This is a genomic window from Pelagibaculum spongiae (assembly GCF_003097315.1).
In the GTDB taxonomy this organism is placed as follows: domain Bacteria; phylum Pseudomonadota; class Gammaproteobacteria; order Enterobacterales; family Pelagibaculaceae; genus Pelagibaculum; species Pelagibaculum spongiae.
Genome location: NZ_QDDL01000001.1, coordinates 431,692 through 449,926, shown reverse-complemented (window position 1 = coordinate 449,926; position 18,235 = coordinate 431,692). Strand labels below are relative to the sequence as shown.

Here is an 18,235-nt window from a genome sequence, read left to right as displayed (position 1 = left end):
CCAGTGTCAAAATTAGTGAAAGCGTTGGCGTCAAAATTGGTACTGGCATCAATGAATAGTAAAGCTTCTACTCTAATTTTTTAACTTGTTGAAATTATGAGTTATATTAGATTGTTCTCGAAGTGGAAAGAAACCGTTCTTAAGAAATGGAACTTAAGGTTTATCTAAAAAAAGTGCCAGAAAAACAAAAGTCAACATTGGTATTTAAATGAATTAATTTTTAGTTTCTGAGTTTTGTGGTGGTAGCTTATCGGGCCGATAGAAGTATTTTTTTTGAATGTTTCATTTGATTATTTTTTTATTATGATGATTTAGTTGTGTATCTTTTGGTAAATGAGTCAGGTGCTCAGCTTTAAGTAGTAATGAAAGCTGTATTTATGCCTTATTATCATTTGGTTGTCAGTCTTTTTTGGTCATTGCTTTTCAGATTTTTTCAAAAAATCTGCGTTGAAATTCGCCGCTAAAAATCAGTCTTGGTGGGTGATGCAAAAACAGTTGTAAAAAAAACACTGGAAATCGACTTAAAGGTTCATACTACTTTCTGGGTGTTGTTTGTTTTTCAGCTCAGCTTGTACGAAGAACTTCTCTGTTTGAAAATGCGCGCATTTCGGTAAAATATTATATTCAATCTTTTTACTTGTATCAATTTGCAAGTGGTTGTTAATTATTGGTTGAGTTTTTTCGTAGTCTGAAAATCAGATTATTATCAGGTGCTTGTGTGAGGTTTGCGTTGCAAGCGAGGTTTTTTAATATTTCTTATGATGATGTTTTTGTGAATCATTTGTTATGTTTATGATATTGAAAGTTAAATGAATGATTTTTAAAATGAGTTATTTTTTCATCTTAAAATGTTATTTGTCGCTAGTCAGTAATAAGATTACTCTTAATTGACTCTCTTAAATGCTCGAGATAAAGTCTGCCGGATTTTTTTATATTCATGATCAATTCAAAAAAATTCGGGGATTTCATCAGTGAGTAACGCACAGGTCGTTGATCTACAGGAAGCAGCTGTAGCGCAGCCGGTTTCACAGCCGATTGCACAACAAAGTGGAGAGCAGATAATTACGGTTAAAGATACCATCGCTAACCCAGCACCATTGGGATTGATGTGTTTTGGTATGACAACTGTATTGCTTAATATCCATAACGCAGGTTTTTTACCTTTATCAGCAATGATTATTGCAATGGGTTTGTTCTTTGGTGGCGCTACGCAAATGATTGCGGGTGTTCAGGAATTCAAAAAGAACAATACTTTTGGTGCAACTGCATTTACATCGTACGGTGCTTTCTGGATTGTTTTGGTTGGCATCTGGACATTGCCTGCAATGGGTTTGGCGGCAAAGCCAACAGCAATTGACATGGGTTGGTTCTTGGTAATGTGGGGCATCTTCACAGCGTTCATGTTTATCGGTACTTTAAAGCAGACGCGTGCTAACCAAACCATCTTTGGTTCGCTGACAATTTTGTTTTTCTTGTTAGCAGCAGCTGATTTTACCGGTAGTACGACCATCAAGCATATTGCTGGTTGGGAAGGTATGTTCTGTGGTTTCTCTGCAATTTATACTGCAATGGCACAAGTTTTGAATGAAGTGTATGGCCGTAAGGTTTTACCACTGTAAGAGTTGGTGAGTAGTTCGCGCTCTGGTTTAAAGCCAGACTAGGGCTAGTTTTCAGGCGAATGCGTGGGAAGCGCGAACTACCTACAACTTATTACAGATTTCACCGGTATATGTTTCACTAATTTTTTGCTCACTATTCGGCTCAAACGCATCAGTTAGAGTCAAAAAGTACACCTCTGTGAATCTCTTTTTTAGAATATAACTGCCAAATGTAATAACGAGTATGCAGATCGAGCAGTGAACTTTCAGCATTTCGATAAGTCGTATTTAAAAATCACCAAAAAAATATGACATGAAAAACCAATTTTATTTTGTAGCAGCAATTTTGTGTTCAAGCTTGCTCATGGGTTGTGGCGGCTCTAGTAGTTCTGACAATAGCGATGCTGGCATTAATAACCAAGGTGCAGCTCAAGCTAACTACCGGCTAACCTTCAGCCCTAGCTGGAGTGCAGTAGCCTTTCCAACCAACTTCCCTTTTGGCCCGCATTTCTCGCCAATTATTGGTGCAACACATAACCAACAAACGGTTATCTGGCGACCGAGTGATCAACTATCTACTTCAGGTATTGAGTCAATGGCTGAAACTGGGAGCACTAGTGGTTTACGCAATGAACTGCAGTTGCGGCAAAATCAAGCAACAGTAGATCAAATCTTCAGTGGCCGCTTAATCAATTCTCCTGGTAGCACCAGTATTACTCTTACGGTCAGTGAATCTCATCCGCTCGTTTCGGCGGTCAGCATGCTAGCGCCAAGTCCCGACTGGTTTGTTGGCATTCGAGATGTCTCTTTAAGAGAAAATGGCCAATGGATAGATTCGATTAATCTAGACCTTGCTTTATATGATGCAGGAACTGACTTAGGTGAGCGATATACCTCAGCCAACAGAGATGGTGGTGATCGAATAATTACTCGTTTGACCAGTGATTCTTCTGATACAGATTTTGCAAACGGGGTTCATCGAACCAGTGGCGTTTTTGTTGGCACGATTGAGATTCAACGTGTTGATATCCCCTAAACCGAATGCATTTCTCTTGCAGTGAACGAACAATGACTAGTCAATTGATAGCGACTGGCTAGTCATTGTTCGTGGTATTTGTGTTGTACCATTCCCGCCTCGAAAGACTCGTTAGATCATCACCCCATAAGCTGAGTTATGGCATTCTCGATTGCGATTCAGAGCGCAGGTAAGTTGCTATGCGTGGCGATTGAAGCCTGGCAACTGCGCACGATTGATTCTTCTATTCAAGTTTATGAATAGGTATTCATTAGTTTTGATCCGGATTGAATAAATTATTGCCACAGAGTAGTCAGTATTCAGTCCTGGGGGATGGTATGAAATTAACAGTGTTTTTAAAAAAAATAAGCTGTGTTTGTTGCTTGTTATTGCTATCGGTAACTGCAATGGCACAACAAGAAAGTGACTCTGGAATTACCCAAGAGCAGCAACAAGAAATGCAGCGCTTTGTTGATAGTATCAACTGGCAACAAGGTGAAATTAAATTATTAGACGGCGCGGTTACTTTAAATGTCGGCTCTGAATTTTACTATTTAAGCCCGGCTGATGCAGAAAAAATTCTAGTCGAGTTATGGGGCAATATTCCCGGCGCTGGATCTCAAAGTGTCGGTATGATTTTCCCGTCTGATGTGTCTCCATACGAACAAGATTCTTGGGCATCAATCATTCAATATGAAGAAGATGGTTATGTTTCAGACGAAGATGCGGCTGATATTAACTACGATGAATTGCTTGGGACAATGCAAGACGATACCAGAGAATCGAGCAAGCGGCGAACTGAGCGAGGTTACGGCACAGTCGAGCTGATTGGTTGGGCATCACGCCCTTATTATGATTCGGTAAATAAGAAATTGCATTGGGCCAAAGAAATGCGTTTTGATGGAAGTGAAGCGCATACCTTAAATTATAATATTCGAGTTTTAGGCCGCAAAGGCGTTCTGGTGTTGAACTTTATCGCTGGAATGGATCAGTTAGACCAAATTAATGGCAGTGTAGATAAAGTACTGCGAATGGCTGAATTTAACCAAGGCGATCGATATCAGGATTTCGATCCAGATATCGATGAAATTGCTGCTTATGGTATTGGTGCATTGGTCGCCGGTAAGGTCATTGCCAAAACAGGCCTTTTGGCGGGCTTGTTCATTCTTTTGAAGAAGTTTGGCATTATTGGTTTGGTTGCACTGGCGGGCTTATTTGGTAAATTCTTTAAAAAGAAAAAATAGGGAGTGGAATAAGTGAAAAATCTAATAAAGTTAATGGTAATGTTAATTCCGGTGTGGGCTTTGTCTGGCTGTATTATGGCGGTAAATAATGTCAATAAAGGTTATCAGTTCCCGGTTGAAAAAAATGAAGGTGTTTTGTTAGCAAGTATTACCCAAGCAGGATTTGGGGCTAGAACCGCTATTTCATCGACGTATTATTTTAGAAATATAGAAACCGGAAAAAAGCATAGAATCAGTATTTCTCCAAGTCTATTGCCTGGTTTAGGGTCTAATTCTGATTTTTCTTCAGATTATGGCAAAGTCGTTGCAGTGAATTTACCTGCAGGAGACTATGAGTTTAACTCATGGCGTGCAAGTAATAACCAAGTTGCGCTAACTCCAGGGTATTTGCTGCCAGCGGGGTTTACTATTGAAAAAGGTAAAGCTACTTATGTTGGTAATATTTATGCTCAGATTCGATCAATGAAAAATTTATTTGGTATTAGTGTTCTGGGCGATGTAGAAGTATCTTTTTTAGATAAATTGCAACGAGATTTACCTGTTATTACATCGCTATACCCATTTGTGAATAATCAAAACTTAACGGTGAAGATTGCTCATGAAGGGGCTTGGCCAATTGACATTGAACGTTTGAAAGCCAACCAAGCTCAATAAATAGAACCCCCTGTGGCGATGGTCCAATAGTCACAGGGGTTGTCGGTTGTTTAGGCGATTAAAATCTTTGATGAATTTTTTTAGCCAGCCACGCAAGTGCGACCATTAATAAGGCACCACTTAAAACCGGCGTTAAAATAAACCCCCGGTTTTGCCCAGTCAGCATAATCAACATAGGGTTAGCACCAGCAGGTGGATGCGTTGTTTTACTGGCTAACATTGCGGTAATTGCTAGGCCGGTAGCCAAACCCAGTGACCAAGGTGCAACGCCAACAAACTGGCTAAAGCCGACGCCAATAATCGCTGCAATCAAATGGCCAAATATCACATTCTTAGGTTGGGCTAATAGGCTGTCGGGTACACCGAAAACCAGCACTGCGGTTGTGCCAAAAGGTGCCATTAGCCATAGAATGCTGCACAGAGCTTTTATATTAAAAATCTTAAGCGCTTAAAAATCAAACACCTAAGGAATCTAAGAGTGCATTCATCTCTAATGAGTAAGTTGCTTTGGTAGAGTCCATTGCAGAATAATTCATGATTTGCATATTCGTGCGGTGCTTTTCAGAGTCGTCAATGAGTATTATATCTGTGGAGTCTTGGTCAGCATACTTTAGTTGATCATTCAATAAGAAATAAGTCTGAACAACCTTGTCGACCCAAACGCCATTTCTGGTCATGCCAAAAAGTAAGTTTCCCTTGCCAAAGAATGGCTTTCCTTCACCGGTCATCTCATCGTTAACAGCACTCATTATGCTGAAAGGATCTCCTATGTTGGATCTGTTTATCACTCTATGTTGGATGTCTGGGGCTAAGCATGCCCCGGCATTGAAGTGTTTAGATAAAAATTCGACTACGGGTTTTTCAGGATAAATCGCAGCAGTCATAACTCTGAACTCGGCTTTTCCTTGACTTATCGCTTGCCCTAATCGGGAAAAGAAACTGATGTGTAAGGCTTGATGAAGCAAGTTAAACTCATGAATCAAACCATCCTCAGTGACTTGCATAGCATAAGTGTCAGATGACATGTTTTTTTTCTGAAAGTCACTCAGCTTTTCTTTTTGAGAGCTATTACAAATTATTGTTTGGTCTAGATCGAGAAAAATCAATTTTTTTGACATTGTGTTGTATTAACTTTTAGATCGCATTAAATTGATTTTTTCATAAGCTGGAGCCATAGGCAAACGTGGCAAGTTAAATTGTTTTTTTTCTAACTACCTGTTTAATTTGTATTAAATGATTTTGTTTATTTTTTGGTTGTTATTTATTTTTATTCTGACAAGTGGTTCACATTTCATTAATCTCTTTGGATTTAACTGGCGTAGAATATAATCCCCCCCTGTTTCTTGAGACAAATAACCGCACGTTTTGTGTTTGATTTCGTTGTTTGATTTCGTTGTTTGACTCACATGGAAGTGGAAGATCTCGAAAAATGTTGGGAACATTTCGGTCTAATCAAACTTACAGTAGGCGCTAGCGAATAGCTTACATAGTGCTTGATAAAATGTGGGCATCGTAGGTCAGAAGATGTGAGAGGTTTTCTATCAATATTCGGACAATTTTAAATTTCTGAGGCCCTTATATTGTCGAATGCATCTTAAAGCTTGCACGAGCTTGCTTGAACAAAGAAAGGTAGCGGCAGAATTTGATAAAAAGATACCTTCTGGTCCAGCTGAATACTACACTGCAGAAGCATGGAAATCGGTCTCTTTCAGGGTAGAAGGAATAAAAAACATGGATGCTGTATTTCACAATTTATTTTGCAGAAGGATTGTTATCGACGGTAAGCTAACTTGGATGCCACCAAGACCTTCGGCGACTGACGGTCTTTCTGCTAAATTAATGGAAACAGAGGTAATATTTCATCGGGAATATATAAACTTCATTTCATCTGAAAATGTAATAAGTGAAACCTTTGAAATATGTAGCCTGGTTATTGAGCATTTTCCACCGGATCAATATTGTTATATTGGGATAGGCTCGTCACCCTTAATGATTATCCCAGGGCTTCAGGCATTAGCTCCCGAAGCTACATCATGCTTGATACCATTTTGTTATACTGACAGAACAATAAAAGATCAAGAAAAACATGAAGTTCTTGACATAAGCGAAGATCAAAGAAAAAATCTACAAGCGCATTTTTCATACTTCATATCAAAAGCGCCAAATAAGAAAGTTTTAATTATTGATAAAATAGCGACGGGTGCCAGTCTGTTTGTTGCTCTGGGTGAACTCGGGAGATATTTTGGAGGTGCCGAGGTAGAGGGGTTAGCTTTGATATCTAGTCTTTATGAAAAAGAAGATATAGATTTTTCAACTGAATATATTTCAAAGTCTTTTGGAACGGTCAAGACCTCATTTTTGCACCCGATTAAATTAACGATCTTTTCTGAATTAATGGAAAATCGATACATTAAAGCATTAAAAAATCATCCGCAATACCGAGTTCCTGAAAGCCCTGTTCCTACCCGTTCACCACCAAGCCTTACATGGCTGGCACTTAAAGCAGTAATAGAATTAAAGTTTGCTGAGATTTCCAAAGGAGCACCGCTTTCAAATAAGCGATTTGCAATAACTAGGAAAACTCAAAATTAACTGGGTTTTGATGGATGTTTTGTGATTGTTTTTTTCAAAAAAAATCAATCTTGTTCTGAAAACGATTCATGGTAAGTAACCGTGCCTTTAGGATCAGCGTCTTGAAGCACCAATGCTTGAAAATATTCAGCAGGAACATCTGGAGGTATCAGGCTATCTAGCGGTTTAAAGCCAAACCGGTGATAGTAATTAGGATCGCCAAGTAATACACAGCCGTTAGCATTGAGTTTTTTCAACTCTACAATTGCTGCATGCATTAATTTAGAACCAACGCCCTTGCCTTGTTCTTTTGGTGTCACAGAGATTGGCCCCAAGCCATACCACCCATCTGATCCGCATGAAATCGCAACCGGTGATAAAGCCACATGCCCAATAATTTGAACCGAATCTTCTGCAATAAGTGAAATTGTTAATGCGCCAGAATCACGCAAAGCTTTCACAATAAATTGTTCAGTGTGATCGGTATGCGGTGCATTAAGAAACGCAGCAACCGTAACGTCATCAATGTTTTGAATATCGCTGGTTTTTTCTGGTCGAATGTTAATGCCAATGAAATGCCTCAAAATAAAATTATTTGTTTTTTTGTTATCTGCAAATTAACTCATCAAATCTTTATGCCAGTAAGCCACTTTGTTTTGAGTAAACCATTTCATGTTTTCAGGGCCTTCAAAAACTCGAAGTTGCTTAAGCTCGATACCATAGCGAGTAAAAATTGCGATTAAGTCTCGCAACTCTTCGTCAGAAATATGATTGGATGAAACTGTCACCTCAAGTTCAGTGCCAAAACCTTCAACCTTGGTGACACTTTCAATTGAGTTGAGCCAATTGAAAAATGCAGTTTCATCGCCTTGGGATAGGTATGAAACACTATCGAAGATTAATTTTACCACTGAGTTTTCCTTTGTAAATTAAAATTGAGGCCAGGTATTTGGGGTTGTTATGCATTTTTACTCCAAACTGGACCATTTTTTCTTGAATAGTTGATTAGCGCGTAATAGTAAGGGGTGGGAAAAGCTATAGCAATAACGATCATACCTGCTAGGTGATAGGGTGGGATGATACTTTCATTAAATATGATGTAGGTTTTTGACAAGATACTATATGAAAAGCTTGCCAGCCTGAGGGGTTCCACACTTTAATTCTTTTTACATAGCAGTAAAGTATGAAGCAGCCTACAAGGTTGAAAGTACCAGAGAACAAATTTCCAGTTAATAGTGTTCCCAATGAGCTGAAGGTAAAGATAAATATATAAACATTCCAGAGTTTGTTTTTCATATGTGTAAGATTAAAAAATATGTAACCGGTTGTTAGAATGCGTGCTCGATACATTGATTGTTCAGTATGCCAGTCGAATCATTACATTTATAAATTAAAAATGTTTTTGATTTAACCTTGTCTGGCAACTCGTTCACGCCCGTTTTTTTCAAGATAACAAGTTTCTTGTTATCCGGAAATGCTTGCTGGTTAACTTACTGATCTAAATCTATTTGGTTTGAAGATTATTCGGTGAACAGCAGACTAAAAATGGTCACTGAATGGCTTTCAACTTCCAATTGCGCTGTTTGTATATACAGTTAATGTAGGTTTGTGCGAGATAGTTGATACATTTTATTAGATTAATTCAAAGCTGATGTTATGAGAACAAGTTCATGTATTCGTAGTATGCCGAAGTGTGCTTGAATGGCAAGGGCATTCAGATATATGAAAGAATCTCAAAACGGTCTGCTGGGAGCGCGGGTGGCCCGCCTGCAAAGTGCCAAAGGCACTCTGTTGAAGATGATAATGCTGATGCATTATCAATGCAGGCGAGCCGCCTCAGCTTGGGCATGAAGGAAATGCAGAACGAATGTCGGGAACATTTTCTGTCTGCGCCATCCTACTCAGGGCATCCTGCCCTGCCATTTAGTCGTGCGCTCCCAGTAATTATCAGCTTGCGGCTTCCACCTTGGCGGCTTGCTGCTGCAATTGGTACATCGAACGGTAAAGCCCATCGTCTAGTTGCATTAATTGTTGATGATTGCCGCTTTCAACAATTTCGCCATGGGATAACACCAAAATATTATCAGCATGTTTAATGGTCGATAATCGGTGAGCGACCATAATCATGCTGACTTGTCCGTGTAATTCCATTAATGCGCGCTGCACCACTTGTTCGGTTTCTGAATCGACATTGGCGGTTGCCTCATCCAATAACAAAATTCTTGGCGATGCTGCCAGCGCTCGGGCAATTACTAATTGCTGCCGTTGGCCGGTTGAAAGGCGGGTGCCGCGCTCACCCAGTTCGGTTTGATAGCCATTAGGTAATCGACTGATCATGCTATGCAAGTGCGCTTGCTTGGCTGCTTTTTCAATTTGCTGCTGCGGTAATTTACGCCCCATATCGATATTCTCACCAATGCTACCGGCGATAATAAATGGCTCTTGGGGAATTAAGCCGATACCTGCACGTAATGAATCGTGACCAAATTGTTCGATCGGTTGATCATCAAAACAAATGGCATTTTCATTGGCAGAATAAAAATTGAGCAACAGTGAAAGTAGTGTGCTTTTACCACTGCCGGTATGGCCGACCACGGCATAAAACTGCCCAGGATTTACCTGAAAATTAAGGTCTTTTAATATGGGTTTATCTGGGTGATACGCAAAGTTAAGCTTTTCAACGCAGATTTTACCCTTGGTGATTTCTGCCTCAGTTTGACCAGAGCTTTGACTAGAGTTTTGATGCCAAGTTTGCTCACCGGCTTGCATTAAACGGTTAACCCGCTCACCGGCAACCATCGCTTGTTGGTAGAGATTAAATCGCTGGGTTATTTCTGCCAATGGCTCAGTGAAGCGACCGAGGTAACTTAAAAAGGCGTACAGCACGCCGATTTCAGCAACACCGGAAACCACTTGTAAGCTGAAAATCCAGACAATCGCTAACAGTACTAATACGCTTAGCAGATCAATCATTGGCCGCAGCAATGCGCCGCTGGCGCGGATAGTTTTCATTCGAGCCAGGTAATAACCTTGGTTCACTTTTGAAAACTGATCGCTAAATCGCTGCTGTTGATTGCTTGCTTGTAAAACTGTCATGCCAGAGATGGATTCACTGACTCGGCCGTTAATGTCTGAACGTAATTCTCTAGCTTCTTGTACTGCGGCGCCAGAAAACTTTTCATACAAGTAAATCACACAGATAACCGCGGGAATCAGTGCCAGAGCGGCTAGCATTAGTTGGACATTCAGCAGCGCCATTGCAATTAAAATGCCTGCAAGAAAAACAACGTTGCCGATGACCACCGATAAAAACTGAACATATAAGTCTTTGATAGATTCAGTGTCATTAGTGATTCGGCTCACCAGTTGCCCGGTCATGGCTTTGTCAAAATAAGCCATGGGCAGTTTTAATACGTGGGCAAATACTTTCTTGCGAATATCTTGCACGGCTTCTAGAGCGATATCGGTAAAACGCATGGTTTGCTGGTAACGAAACCAAGCAGCAGCAAATTGTGAAATTAAATAAGCAGATAATAATAAAATTAAACTGATTGATTCAAAATTTTTCGGCAGCAGGTAATCATCGATGAATATTTTAGCCAACATTGGGCCGACAACGTCCGCCACAGTTGCTAGTAGAAGAAACGTCACGGCTCGGGTTAATAATGGTCTATCTCGCCAGATATAGCTGGTGAGTAGTTTGAAAGCGCCGTGCTTTTTATCGGCATGGTTAGGCTTTAGCTGCTGGTTAGTGCTCATCTTGACTTTTCCCATCTAGCTCGGCTTCCATTTGCTGATACGTCCACATACGGCTGTACCAACCATCGCTTTTACTCAGCGTTAAATGATCACCTTGTTGGCTAATTTCACCATGATTGAGCACTAGAATTTGATCGGCTTGTTCAACAGCAGATAAACGATGGCAAATGATAATACAGGCTCGGTTGGGTTGTGCTTTGAGTTGCTGTCGTAAGTGAGACAGAATTCGCTGTTCGGTATGTACATCTACCGCCGATAACGCATCATCCAATACTAAAATCGGTGCCTGACTAATTAATGCCCGGGCGATGGTTAATCGTTGTCGTTGTCCGCCCGATAAGGTGACACCGCGTTCACCGACTAAGGTGTCATAACCTTGGGGGAAGTTTTGAATGTCATCATCGAGTGCGGCTACTTTAGCTGCTTGACGAATTTCTTGCATGGTGGCGTTAGGCCTTGCCAGTGCAATGTTATCGGCAATTGAAATACTGAATAAGAAACTGTCTTGTGGCACCCATGCGAATTGAGCGCGAAGTTGATCTAGTGTTAATTGCTCTAATGAAATGCCGCCCAGTTTAATTTGTCCGGATTTGCTTTGCCATTGCCGCATTAAAAGTTGAATTAATGTGGTTTTGCCTGAACCGGTTGGCCCAACAATCCCCAGTAATTTTCCAGATTCCAGTTCAAAGCTAATGTCATTGAGAATTTTGACCGGTTGCTGTTCCGGGTAGTCAATAATTTCGGTGTCATCATGCTGATAATCAAAGTCGAGGTTGTTGACTGAAATTTCGCTGGAGGCCACCGAAACATTGCCGTTATCGGCAATCGTATCAGGCGTATTTAACAATTTATCGACCCGTTTAAATGCCGCGCTACCTCGTTCGATAATATTTAACAGCCAGCCAAAGGCGAACATTGGCCAAATTAATTGCCCAAGATAAAGCGAAAAACTGGTGAGCTGGCCAACAGTTAATTGGTCTTTCCAGATTAACCAGCCACCACCGGTCAGTGTTAGAAATGTGGCTAGGGTCAGACTGATATAAATAGCCGGTTCATATAAAGCTTCGGCTTTAGCAACCTGATAATTTGACTGGGCTGCTTTTGCAGTAATTTGGTTGAATTGATCGCTTTCGGCTTGTTCTCGGCCCATTGCCTTGACCAGGCGAATCCCTGAAAGTGCTTCTTGAGCTTTATCATTTAAGTCAGAGAAGCGTTCCAACGAATCATGAAAATGCTGGTGAACCTGCATGGATATTTTATAAAAGGCATATCCCATAAAAGGGAAGGGCAGCAGAGCGATCATGCTTAAGCGCCAGTCAATAGCGACAACCATCATTACCAGCACTAATAAAAACGTCAGTAATCCATCAAAGCCAGACAACACACCTTCACCGGCAGCTAATTCAATTGCATCGATATCATTAGTGGCGCGCGCCATTAAATCACCAGTGCCGTGGCTGCTATAAAATGCAGAACCAAGCCGGGTTAATCGGTCAAAGAAACGTTGGCGTAAAATTCCACCTAGCTGATAAGAAGTCCCAAATAACACGACTCGCCAGCCATAGCGCAAACCATATATCGCCAGACCAATAGTGAATAGTAGCCCGAGGCGAAATGAAATGTTGCTGGTCATATGGCCAGCTTGAATCAGCTGGTCGATGGTATCGCCAACCAGCCAGGGTACCGACACGTTCAGCGCAGATACTGCCGCTAGCATCAGCAGTGCAACAGAGTAGGTACGCCAGTTTTCGAGGAAGAACCATTTGAGGTGGCGAAACAGCGCCATAGAGCTACAGCCTAAAATTTTTACCGAATAAGATCAGGTCATATACAGGCGAGAAGAGTTAAAAACAAGACTGCAGAAAAGTAATCGGCAGTTTCAATAATGCAATATCAGCGAATAGGCTTTTATTTTTTTCAGACAAAAAAAACCAGAGGCTGGGAAAACCTCTGGTAAGTGCCTTATTTCGCATTCAAACAGAGAGAACTATCTTTGCAGGGCGAGCATCACAAGCCTTCGCTTCGATGGGTGTTAATTTACCGTTCTATATTGCAACAAATATTGACCAAATGTGATTGTTGCAATGGGTGTAGTCGTCAGGGTTATGACGCCAAATTGTAAGCAAAAAAAACCAGAGGTAGGGAGCCTCTGGTAAGTGTCTACTTTATATTCAAACAGAGAGAACTATCTTTGCAGGGCGAGCATCACAAGCCTTCGCTTCGATGGGTATTAATTTACCGTTCTATATTGCAACAAATATTGACCAAATGTGATTGTTGCAATGGGCGAGTTAGTTATAAAGGCCTGTAACAGATTTGGTGTAACTTCCTGCTTAACTCGCTATTAATTCCTCAGCTATTACCTTCAGCATGAAGGTTTCGCGCTCAATCGATAGCCCTTTCTTTGGACTATTGGCGATGACATCTTCATTATGAGCAATCGCAGTATCGATATTGATCCATATAGGCTTCATGCCGTTGCTGACTTCATGGGATTCATAAGCGGTATCACCCAATTGGTCATCTATTTCACAGGTATAACAATGGGAGATCATATGAATGATGTCTGCATCCGTTTTATACCAAGGGCGGTATTCATCATAACGGGCGAACGGCTGCACATTGCAAATACCCTGCGCACCGGTTTCTTCCTTAAGCTCGCGGATTAAACCTTCTACCTCATCTTCCCCTTCGTCGATACCACCACCGGGTAGGCTGTAATCATGATAACGCTCTGTAAATAACAGCAGAATGTCAGAATCCCTTAAGACAATAGCACGGGCAGCATGGCGTTCGATAATGATGTGCTTAGATGTAGATGAGACATCCGATTTAGATAGCTCTGGATGGAAAGCAGTTTTTAGTAGGCGCATTTAAAAGATTCAAAACTATGGGTAGTTAATTCAGCGGCATTTTAGCGTAATTAGGCGAGACGGCACGAAAAAATATTTTGTTTTTATCGGGGACTCTGACATAAGGAGTGTGGAATATAATAAATAGTCCGTTTAGAAGTGCCTAACATTATGTTGTGCGGTTTGATAAGCCAAAGGTCAATCAGGTAATTCTAAATTTTAAGCAAAAAAAACCAGAGGTAGGGGGCCTCTGGTTAATCAGTTTCTTGCAGAGAGGGGTACAAATTCAATCGGCTAGCCAACGCTCTTTGGTTGCCAATGTTGTTTAATTTAATTGACAATCTTGCAACAAAAAATCACCAAATAAGGAAGCACTATGCAGAGTGGTGAAGTGATTTATCAAGAGTAAATCTAACGGTCATAATTTACAGGTTAAAGGTTGCTTTGTCTGAAATCCAAATAAAATTCCGCATTGAGCATAAAGAGACAGCTGCTTTAAAAAACACCACAACAGCGGTCATACCAGCTGTAGCTAAGAATTTGGCGAAGGTTTTTAGGCTCAAAATATCACTGGGAGCGCAGGCAGCTCGCCTGCAAGGTGTCGAAGGCACAGTTGATTCTTATGATAATTTCAAACGCTATCGCATTTTAAAGCAAGCCGCTTCGGCTTGTGCGTGACCTCCAAGGAAGGAGGAAATGCAGAACAAATGTTGGGAACATTTTCTGTCTGCGTCACCCCATCTCCTAAATTACGATTTTAGCGCCTGCGTCATCCTACTCTGGGCATCTTGCCCTTCTATTTAGTCGTGCGCTCCCAGTCAGTTTTGAGTTTTTAGCAAAAAAGTATACTCACAAAGCTTCCAGTTTCGGCTATGTGTATCTTGATAAAAAAAGCAAGCATCATATGGGGGGATGCTTGCCGTTGCTCAGCTGAGCAGTGCTGATGAAAAAATGTACCAACTTGGATTACTCTTTCTCGTTTTCGTCCTCTTCAATTTCAGCATATCCAGTGACCATCGATTTAATGTGTTCGGTGGGTGTTTCGCCGGTGGTGGTTAAGTAAATATGACCTATTACGAAAACCAGCATTAAAAATGCACCGGCAGTATGCAGCCCGGCGATAATGGGCAGCGCTTGGTGTGCACCGGTGCCCATCCATAGTCCGTAGAACATGTAAAACAGTCCGCTACCCCATATCAGTGGTAGCAGCAGCATTTTTAATCCTAGATAGGCCAGTCTCTGCAGTGGATTATGTTTGGCCCAGCGCTTGCGACGGTAAGGGTGGTTTTCTCCTTTAAAAATACCCACCATATAAAAGCGAATAACATCATTTAATTGATAGCTAGTCGGCACATAATGGCGCCATTGTCCGGTGGTTAAATGCCAAAACAAAGCGAATACCCAGAGACCGATTAATATCCAAGCAGTAATTTCATGAATCATTACCGCTTGTTTAAATCCCAGCAATTGATAACTGCCATGAATTTCAAAGCCACTCGCCAATAAGGCAAAAATCATCAGCATTTGTGAGCCATGCCAAAAGCGTTCAAAGCGAGTAAAAATCAATGCTTGTTTCATGTTATTGCTCCTTTGAACTGCTACGAACCACTCTAAATAACCCGTGAGCTAGGACGCCAGCTAGTGTTAGTAAAACTAACAACCAACCGGTTGTATCTAGCCAGCTAAAGGAATCTCTGCCGGGTAAATACATATCCGTTAGCTTTGCCAGTCGGCTGTTTTTCTGTTGATGGCACTGCTGACAGTCGAGCGCATTTTCTGCCGGGGCAACCATATGAGTAATTGGAAACAAATAAGTGGATGAGACAAATTCCAGTTGGCCACTATAAGGTTGTCCGGCCGCTTTCATGCCTGTTTTGGCGGCTTTATCCCAGTTGAAGTGTTTCCAAAAAGCATTTTCATCTTTACCAAATAAGTGCGGAACAATCATTTGCTCAGTTACTGCATCTCTGGGCGTGACACTACGCATCACTTTAAATGGCCAAATACGCGCTTCTGGATCGGCGGCGTTACCTTGTAGCTTAACTAGGTCAACTGAACCATCTTCATTTTTAGTGGTTTTTTCACCAATTAATGTGTAATCGGTTTTTCCATTGAACCAGAAATATTCAGGTTGAACATTTCGTTGCCATTTAAAATCACCTTTTTTAGGGTGATAAGTAATATAGCCTTCATCATCTTTAATCATTTTCTTGCTGTTTCCTGCGGTTGACCAATCCCAAAACACTTTGGTTTTTCGCTGCCGAGCAAACTCGGGAATATGGCAGGTTTCACAGGCTACTTTTTCTGTGTGCTGATTCAGTTTTTCGGCTGCATCACCTTTGTGGGGTGTTTGATCGTGGCAAGATTCGCAGCTGGCGCGTCCGCCTTTACTATGACCAGGTATATCTATGCCGTTGTTGTCTTTAGCATTCATCACCAATCGGCTACCTGCTGTTTGGTGTGACTCGGTGGTATGGCAATTCTGACAGCTGAAATTTAAGCCATCTTCATCCATATGCACATCTAACTCGAAATCTGGTTGCTTCAAACTGGAGTCCAGATCACCATGTTTTACCCCATCACCGCCGCCGCCATAGAAATGGCAAGCGCCGCAGTTCTCTCGTTTTGGATCACCCACATGCTGTGCCACATTGACTAAATCGACGGCTGGGCGAATCTTGCCAGATTTTGCTGGCCATTCTTTTGCCTGATAATTGGGGTGGCCAGCATCAGTCGGGAATTTTTTATATTTGCCGGTGGTGTCATGGCATGCAAGGCAGTCAACTCGGCTTTGATCTGAAAAATCAAAACCATCATCCTTCCAGCCATACCCTGCATGGCAGCTAGTGCAGCGGGCTTCATTCGTTTTTACCGCCATGCAAAAATTATTAATTATGTTGTCTTTTCCCGGCGCATTTTCAGCGGTAATTAATTGATCACTAGAAAATTTTGCTGGGTTGATTTTCCAGTTCCAGTGAATGCTTTTATGTACTTGGCTTGAAGCTTCGGTATGGCATTCAAGGCAGGCTTTAGTCACATCAGGGCCGGTTTTAAATGGGCCTTTTAGTTGCTCAAACTGGCGGTGATCAGCAGTAGATGCCTGAAGTGGTAATGAAAAGAAAACAACAAAAACGAGTAGCAAAGCAAAAAAATGATTGATTTTGCCAAGCGACAATAATAAATATTTTAAAGGTTTATTCACTCTGCTATGCATCAGGGATGTCCTTTGACAAAGAGAAGTTACCGGTGATGTTAAAGCGCTATTGATATGGTTAATTTGATCTGCGTCAATTTATTAGATAAATCTAATGTGTTATTTCTAAAGTATCTTGCCAGATGTATCTTGAGATTGGTTTTGATACTGCCGATGAAGGGGAGTTCTGGTTAATTTTGAGCATAAAAAAGCCCAGTAAATTTACCAGGCTTTTTGATTGCGCTTAAGCCAATTAGAAATCAGTGAAAGCTAATCAATAAAACGCATCAGTAAAAACCAATAGTTTAGGTCCAATCCAGAACCACTTTACCGGCTTTACCGCTAGCCATGACCTCAAAGGCTTCTTTGTAGTCATCGACTTTGAAGTGGTGGGTAATAATCGGAGAAATATCTAAACCTGACTGAAGCATACTGGTCATTTTGTACCAGGTTTCAAACATTTCTCGGCCATAGATACCTTTAATGGTCAGCATTTTAAAGATCACCAAATTCCAGTCGATGGTGGTGTCTTTTGCAGGAATGCCTAGCAGAGAAATTTTACCGCCGTGTTCCATGCGCTCTAACATTTGTTGAAATGCCTGGCCATTGCCAGACATTTCCATGCCGACATCAAAACCTTCTTTCATACCCAGCTCGGCCATCACGTCATCAAGATTTTCAGTGGCCACGTTAACCGCACGGGTTACCGCACCCATCTTACGTGCCAGATCTAACCGGTATTCATTTACATCAGTAATCACCACATGGCGAGCACCAGCGTGACGTGCGATGGCAGTTGCCATGATGCCGATTGGCCCTGCACCAGTAATTAATACATCTTCACCGACCATATCAAATGAAAGGGCGGTGTGGACTGCATTACCAAACGGGTCAAATACACTGGCCATATCATCGCTGATATCATCGGGCAGTGGATAAACATTGACCGCAGGAATACATAAGTATTCAGCAAAAGCACCTTCACGGTTAACACCAACACCCTTAGTGTTAATGCATAAATGGCGGCGGCCTGCGCGGCAATTACGGCAATGGCCGCAAATTAAATGACCTTCACCAGAAACGCGCTGACCAATTTTCAAGCCAGCAACTTCAGAACCTAATTCAACAATTTCACCGGCGAATTCATGGCCGACGGTCATTCCAAGAGGAATGGTTTTTTGCGACCATTCATCCCAGTTGTAGATATGGATGTCAGTACCGCAAATAGCGGTCTTTTTAATTTTGATCAAGACATCGTTGTGACCAACTTCGGGGACGGGTTTATCGTCCATCCAGATGCCTTTCTCACCATGTAATTTGGCAAGGGTTTTCATCGTAATACTTCCTTA

16 protein-coding genes are annotated in these 18,235 nt (G+C 41.4%); 6 read left to right on the top strand and 10 right to left on the bottom strand.

All coding sequences use genetic code 11. The features are described from left to right. The first annotated feature begins 971 nt into the window (after positions 1-971). The 4 genes from DC094_RS01960 to DC094_RS01945 all read left to right on the top strand — a co-directional run bounded on the left by DC094_RS01960 (position 972) and on the right by DC094_RS01945 (position 4,511). Positions 972-1,619, top strand: a complete 648-nt coding sequence (locus DC094_RS01960) for an acetate uptake transporter (RefSeq protein WP_241503943.1) — start codon at positions 972-974, stop codon at positions 1,617-1,619. A gap of 292 nt (positions 1,620-1,911) precedes the next feature. Beyond that, positions 1,912-2,634, top strand: coding sequence for a spondin domain-containing protein (locus DC094_RS01955; protein WP_116685402.1), 723 nt, complete (start codon positions 1,912-1,914; stop codon positions 2,632-2,634). A gap of 317 nt (positions 2,635-2,951) precedes the next feature. Beyond that, on the top strand, positions 2,952-3,857 hold the full coding sequence (locus tag DC094_RS01950) for a DUF2167 domain-containing protein (RefSeq protein ID WP_170114586.1): 906 nt from the start codon (positions 2,952-2,954) through the stop codon (positions 3,855-3,857). Between the two features lie 12 nt (positions 3,858-3,869). Next, complete coding sequence (locus tag DC094_RS01945) at positions 3,870-4,511, top strand: hypothetical protein (RefSeq protein WP_133245440.1); 642 nt, start codon at positions 3,870-3,872, stop codon at positions 4,509-4,511. Positions 4,512-4,569: 58 nt separating this feature from the next. Here the strand turns inward: DC094_RS01945 and DC094_RS01940 are convergent, their stop codons facing one another. After that, positions 4,570-4,923: an HPP family protein gene (locus DC094_RS01940; protein ID WP_422615578.1), complete on the bottom strand. Its 354-nt coding sequence runs from the start codon at positions 4,921-4,923 to the stop codon at positions 4,570-4,572. Positions 4,924-4,966: 43 nt separating this feature from the next. Further along, on the bottom strand, positions 4,967-5,629 hold the full coding sequence (locus DC094_RS01935) for a hypothetical protein (RefSeq protein WP_116685399.1): 663 nt from the start codon (positions 5,627-5,629) through the stop codon (positions 4,967-4,969). Between the two features lie 493 nt (positions 5,630-6,122). Between DC094_RS01935 and DC094_RS01930 the strand changes: the two genes are divergently transcribed. Beyond that, positions 6,123-7,103, top strand: coding sequence for a hypothetical protein (locus DC094_RS01930; RefSeq protein ID WP_133245439.1), 981 nt, complete (start codon positions 6,123-6,125; stop codon positions 7,101-7,103). A 44-nt stretch (positions 7,104-7,147) separates the two neighbouring features. On the opposite strand, the gene DC094_RS01925 is transcribed toward DC094_RS01930, so the two are convergent. From DC094_RS01925 to DC094_RS01905, 5 genes are all read right to left on the bottom strand, one after another. Beyond that, positions 7,148-7,666 carry a GNAT family N-acetyltransferase gene (locus tag DC094_RS01925; protein ID WP_241503942.1) on the bottom strand — a complete coding sequence of 173 codons (519 nt, stop codon included), beginning with the start codon at positions 7,664-7,666 and terminating at the stop codon, positions 7,148-7,150. Positions 7,667-7,699: 33 nt separating this feature from the next. Beyond that, a complete protein-coding gene (locus DC094_RS01920; RefSeq protein ID WP_116685397.1) occupies positions 7,700-7,993 on the bottom strand; it encodes a hypothetical protein in 294 nt (97 codons plus the stop codon). Positions 7,994-9,029: 1,036 nt separating this feature from the next. Further along, positions 9,030-10,841 carry an ABC transporter ATP-binding protein gene (locus tag DC094_RS01915; protein ID WP_116686167.1) on the bottom strand — a complete coding sequence of 604 codons (1,812 nt, stop codon included), beginning with the start codon at positions 10,839-10,841 and terminating at the stop codon, positions 9,030-9,032. After that, positions 10,831-12,627, bottom strand: coding sequence for an ABC transporter ATP-binding protein (locus DC094_RS01910; protein WP_116685396.1), 1,797 nt, complete (start codon positions 12,625-12,627; stop codon positions 10,831-10,833). Before DC094_RS01910 ends, DC094_RS01915 begins: the two co-directional genes overlap by 11 nt. 547 nt (positions 12,628-13,174) lie before the next feature. Further along, the gene (locus DC094_RS01905) at positions 13,175-13,714 is read right to left on the bottom strand and encodes an NUDIX domain-containing protein (RefSeq protein ID WP_116685395.1); all 540 of its coding nucleotides are present in this window, start codon (positions 13,712-13,714) and stop codon (positions 13,175-13,177) included. A gap of 423 nt (positions 13,715-14,137) precedes the next feature. Between DC094_RS01905 and DC094_RS01900 the strand changes: the two genes are divergently transcribed. Further along, positions 14,138-14,371: a hypothetical protein gene (locus DC094_RS01900; protein WP_116685394.1), complete on the top strand. Its 234-nt coding sequence runs from the start codon at positions 14,138-14,140 to the stop codon at positions 14,369-14,371. 288 nt (positions 14,372-14,659) lie between these two features. On the opposite strand, the gene DC094_RS01895 is transcribed toward DC094_RS01900, so the two are convergent. The 3 genes from DC094_RS01895 to tdh all read right to left on the bottom strand — a co-directional run bounded on the left by DC094_RS01895 (position 14,660) and on the right by tdh (position 18,220). Continuing rightward, entirely contained in the window at positions 14,660-15,271 is a 612-nt protein-coding gene (locus DC094_RS01895; RefSeq protein ID WP_116685393.1) for a cytochrome b/b6 domain-containing protein, read from the bottom strand. A gap of 1 nt (position 15,272) precedes the next feature. Next, complete coding sequence (locus tag DC094_RS01890) at positions 15,273-16,907, bottom strand: tetrathionate reductase family octaheme c-type cytochrome (protein WP_116685392.1); 1,635 nt, start codon at positions 16,905-16,907, stop codon at positions 15,273-15,275. Positions 16,908-17,191: 284 nt separating this feature from the next. Then, positions 17,192-18,220, bottom strand: a complete 1,029-nt coding sequence (gene tdh, locus DC094_RS01885) for an L-threonine 3-dehydrogenase (protein WP_116685391.1) — start codon at positions 18,218-18,220, stop codon at positions 17,192-17,194. Between the last annotated feature and the right edge of the window lie 15 nt (positions 18,221-18,235).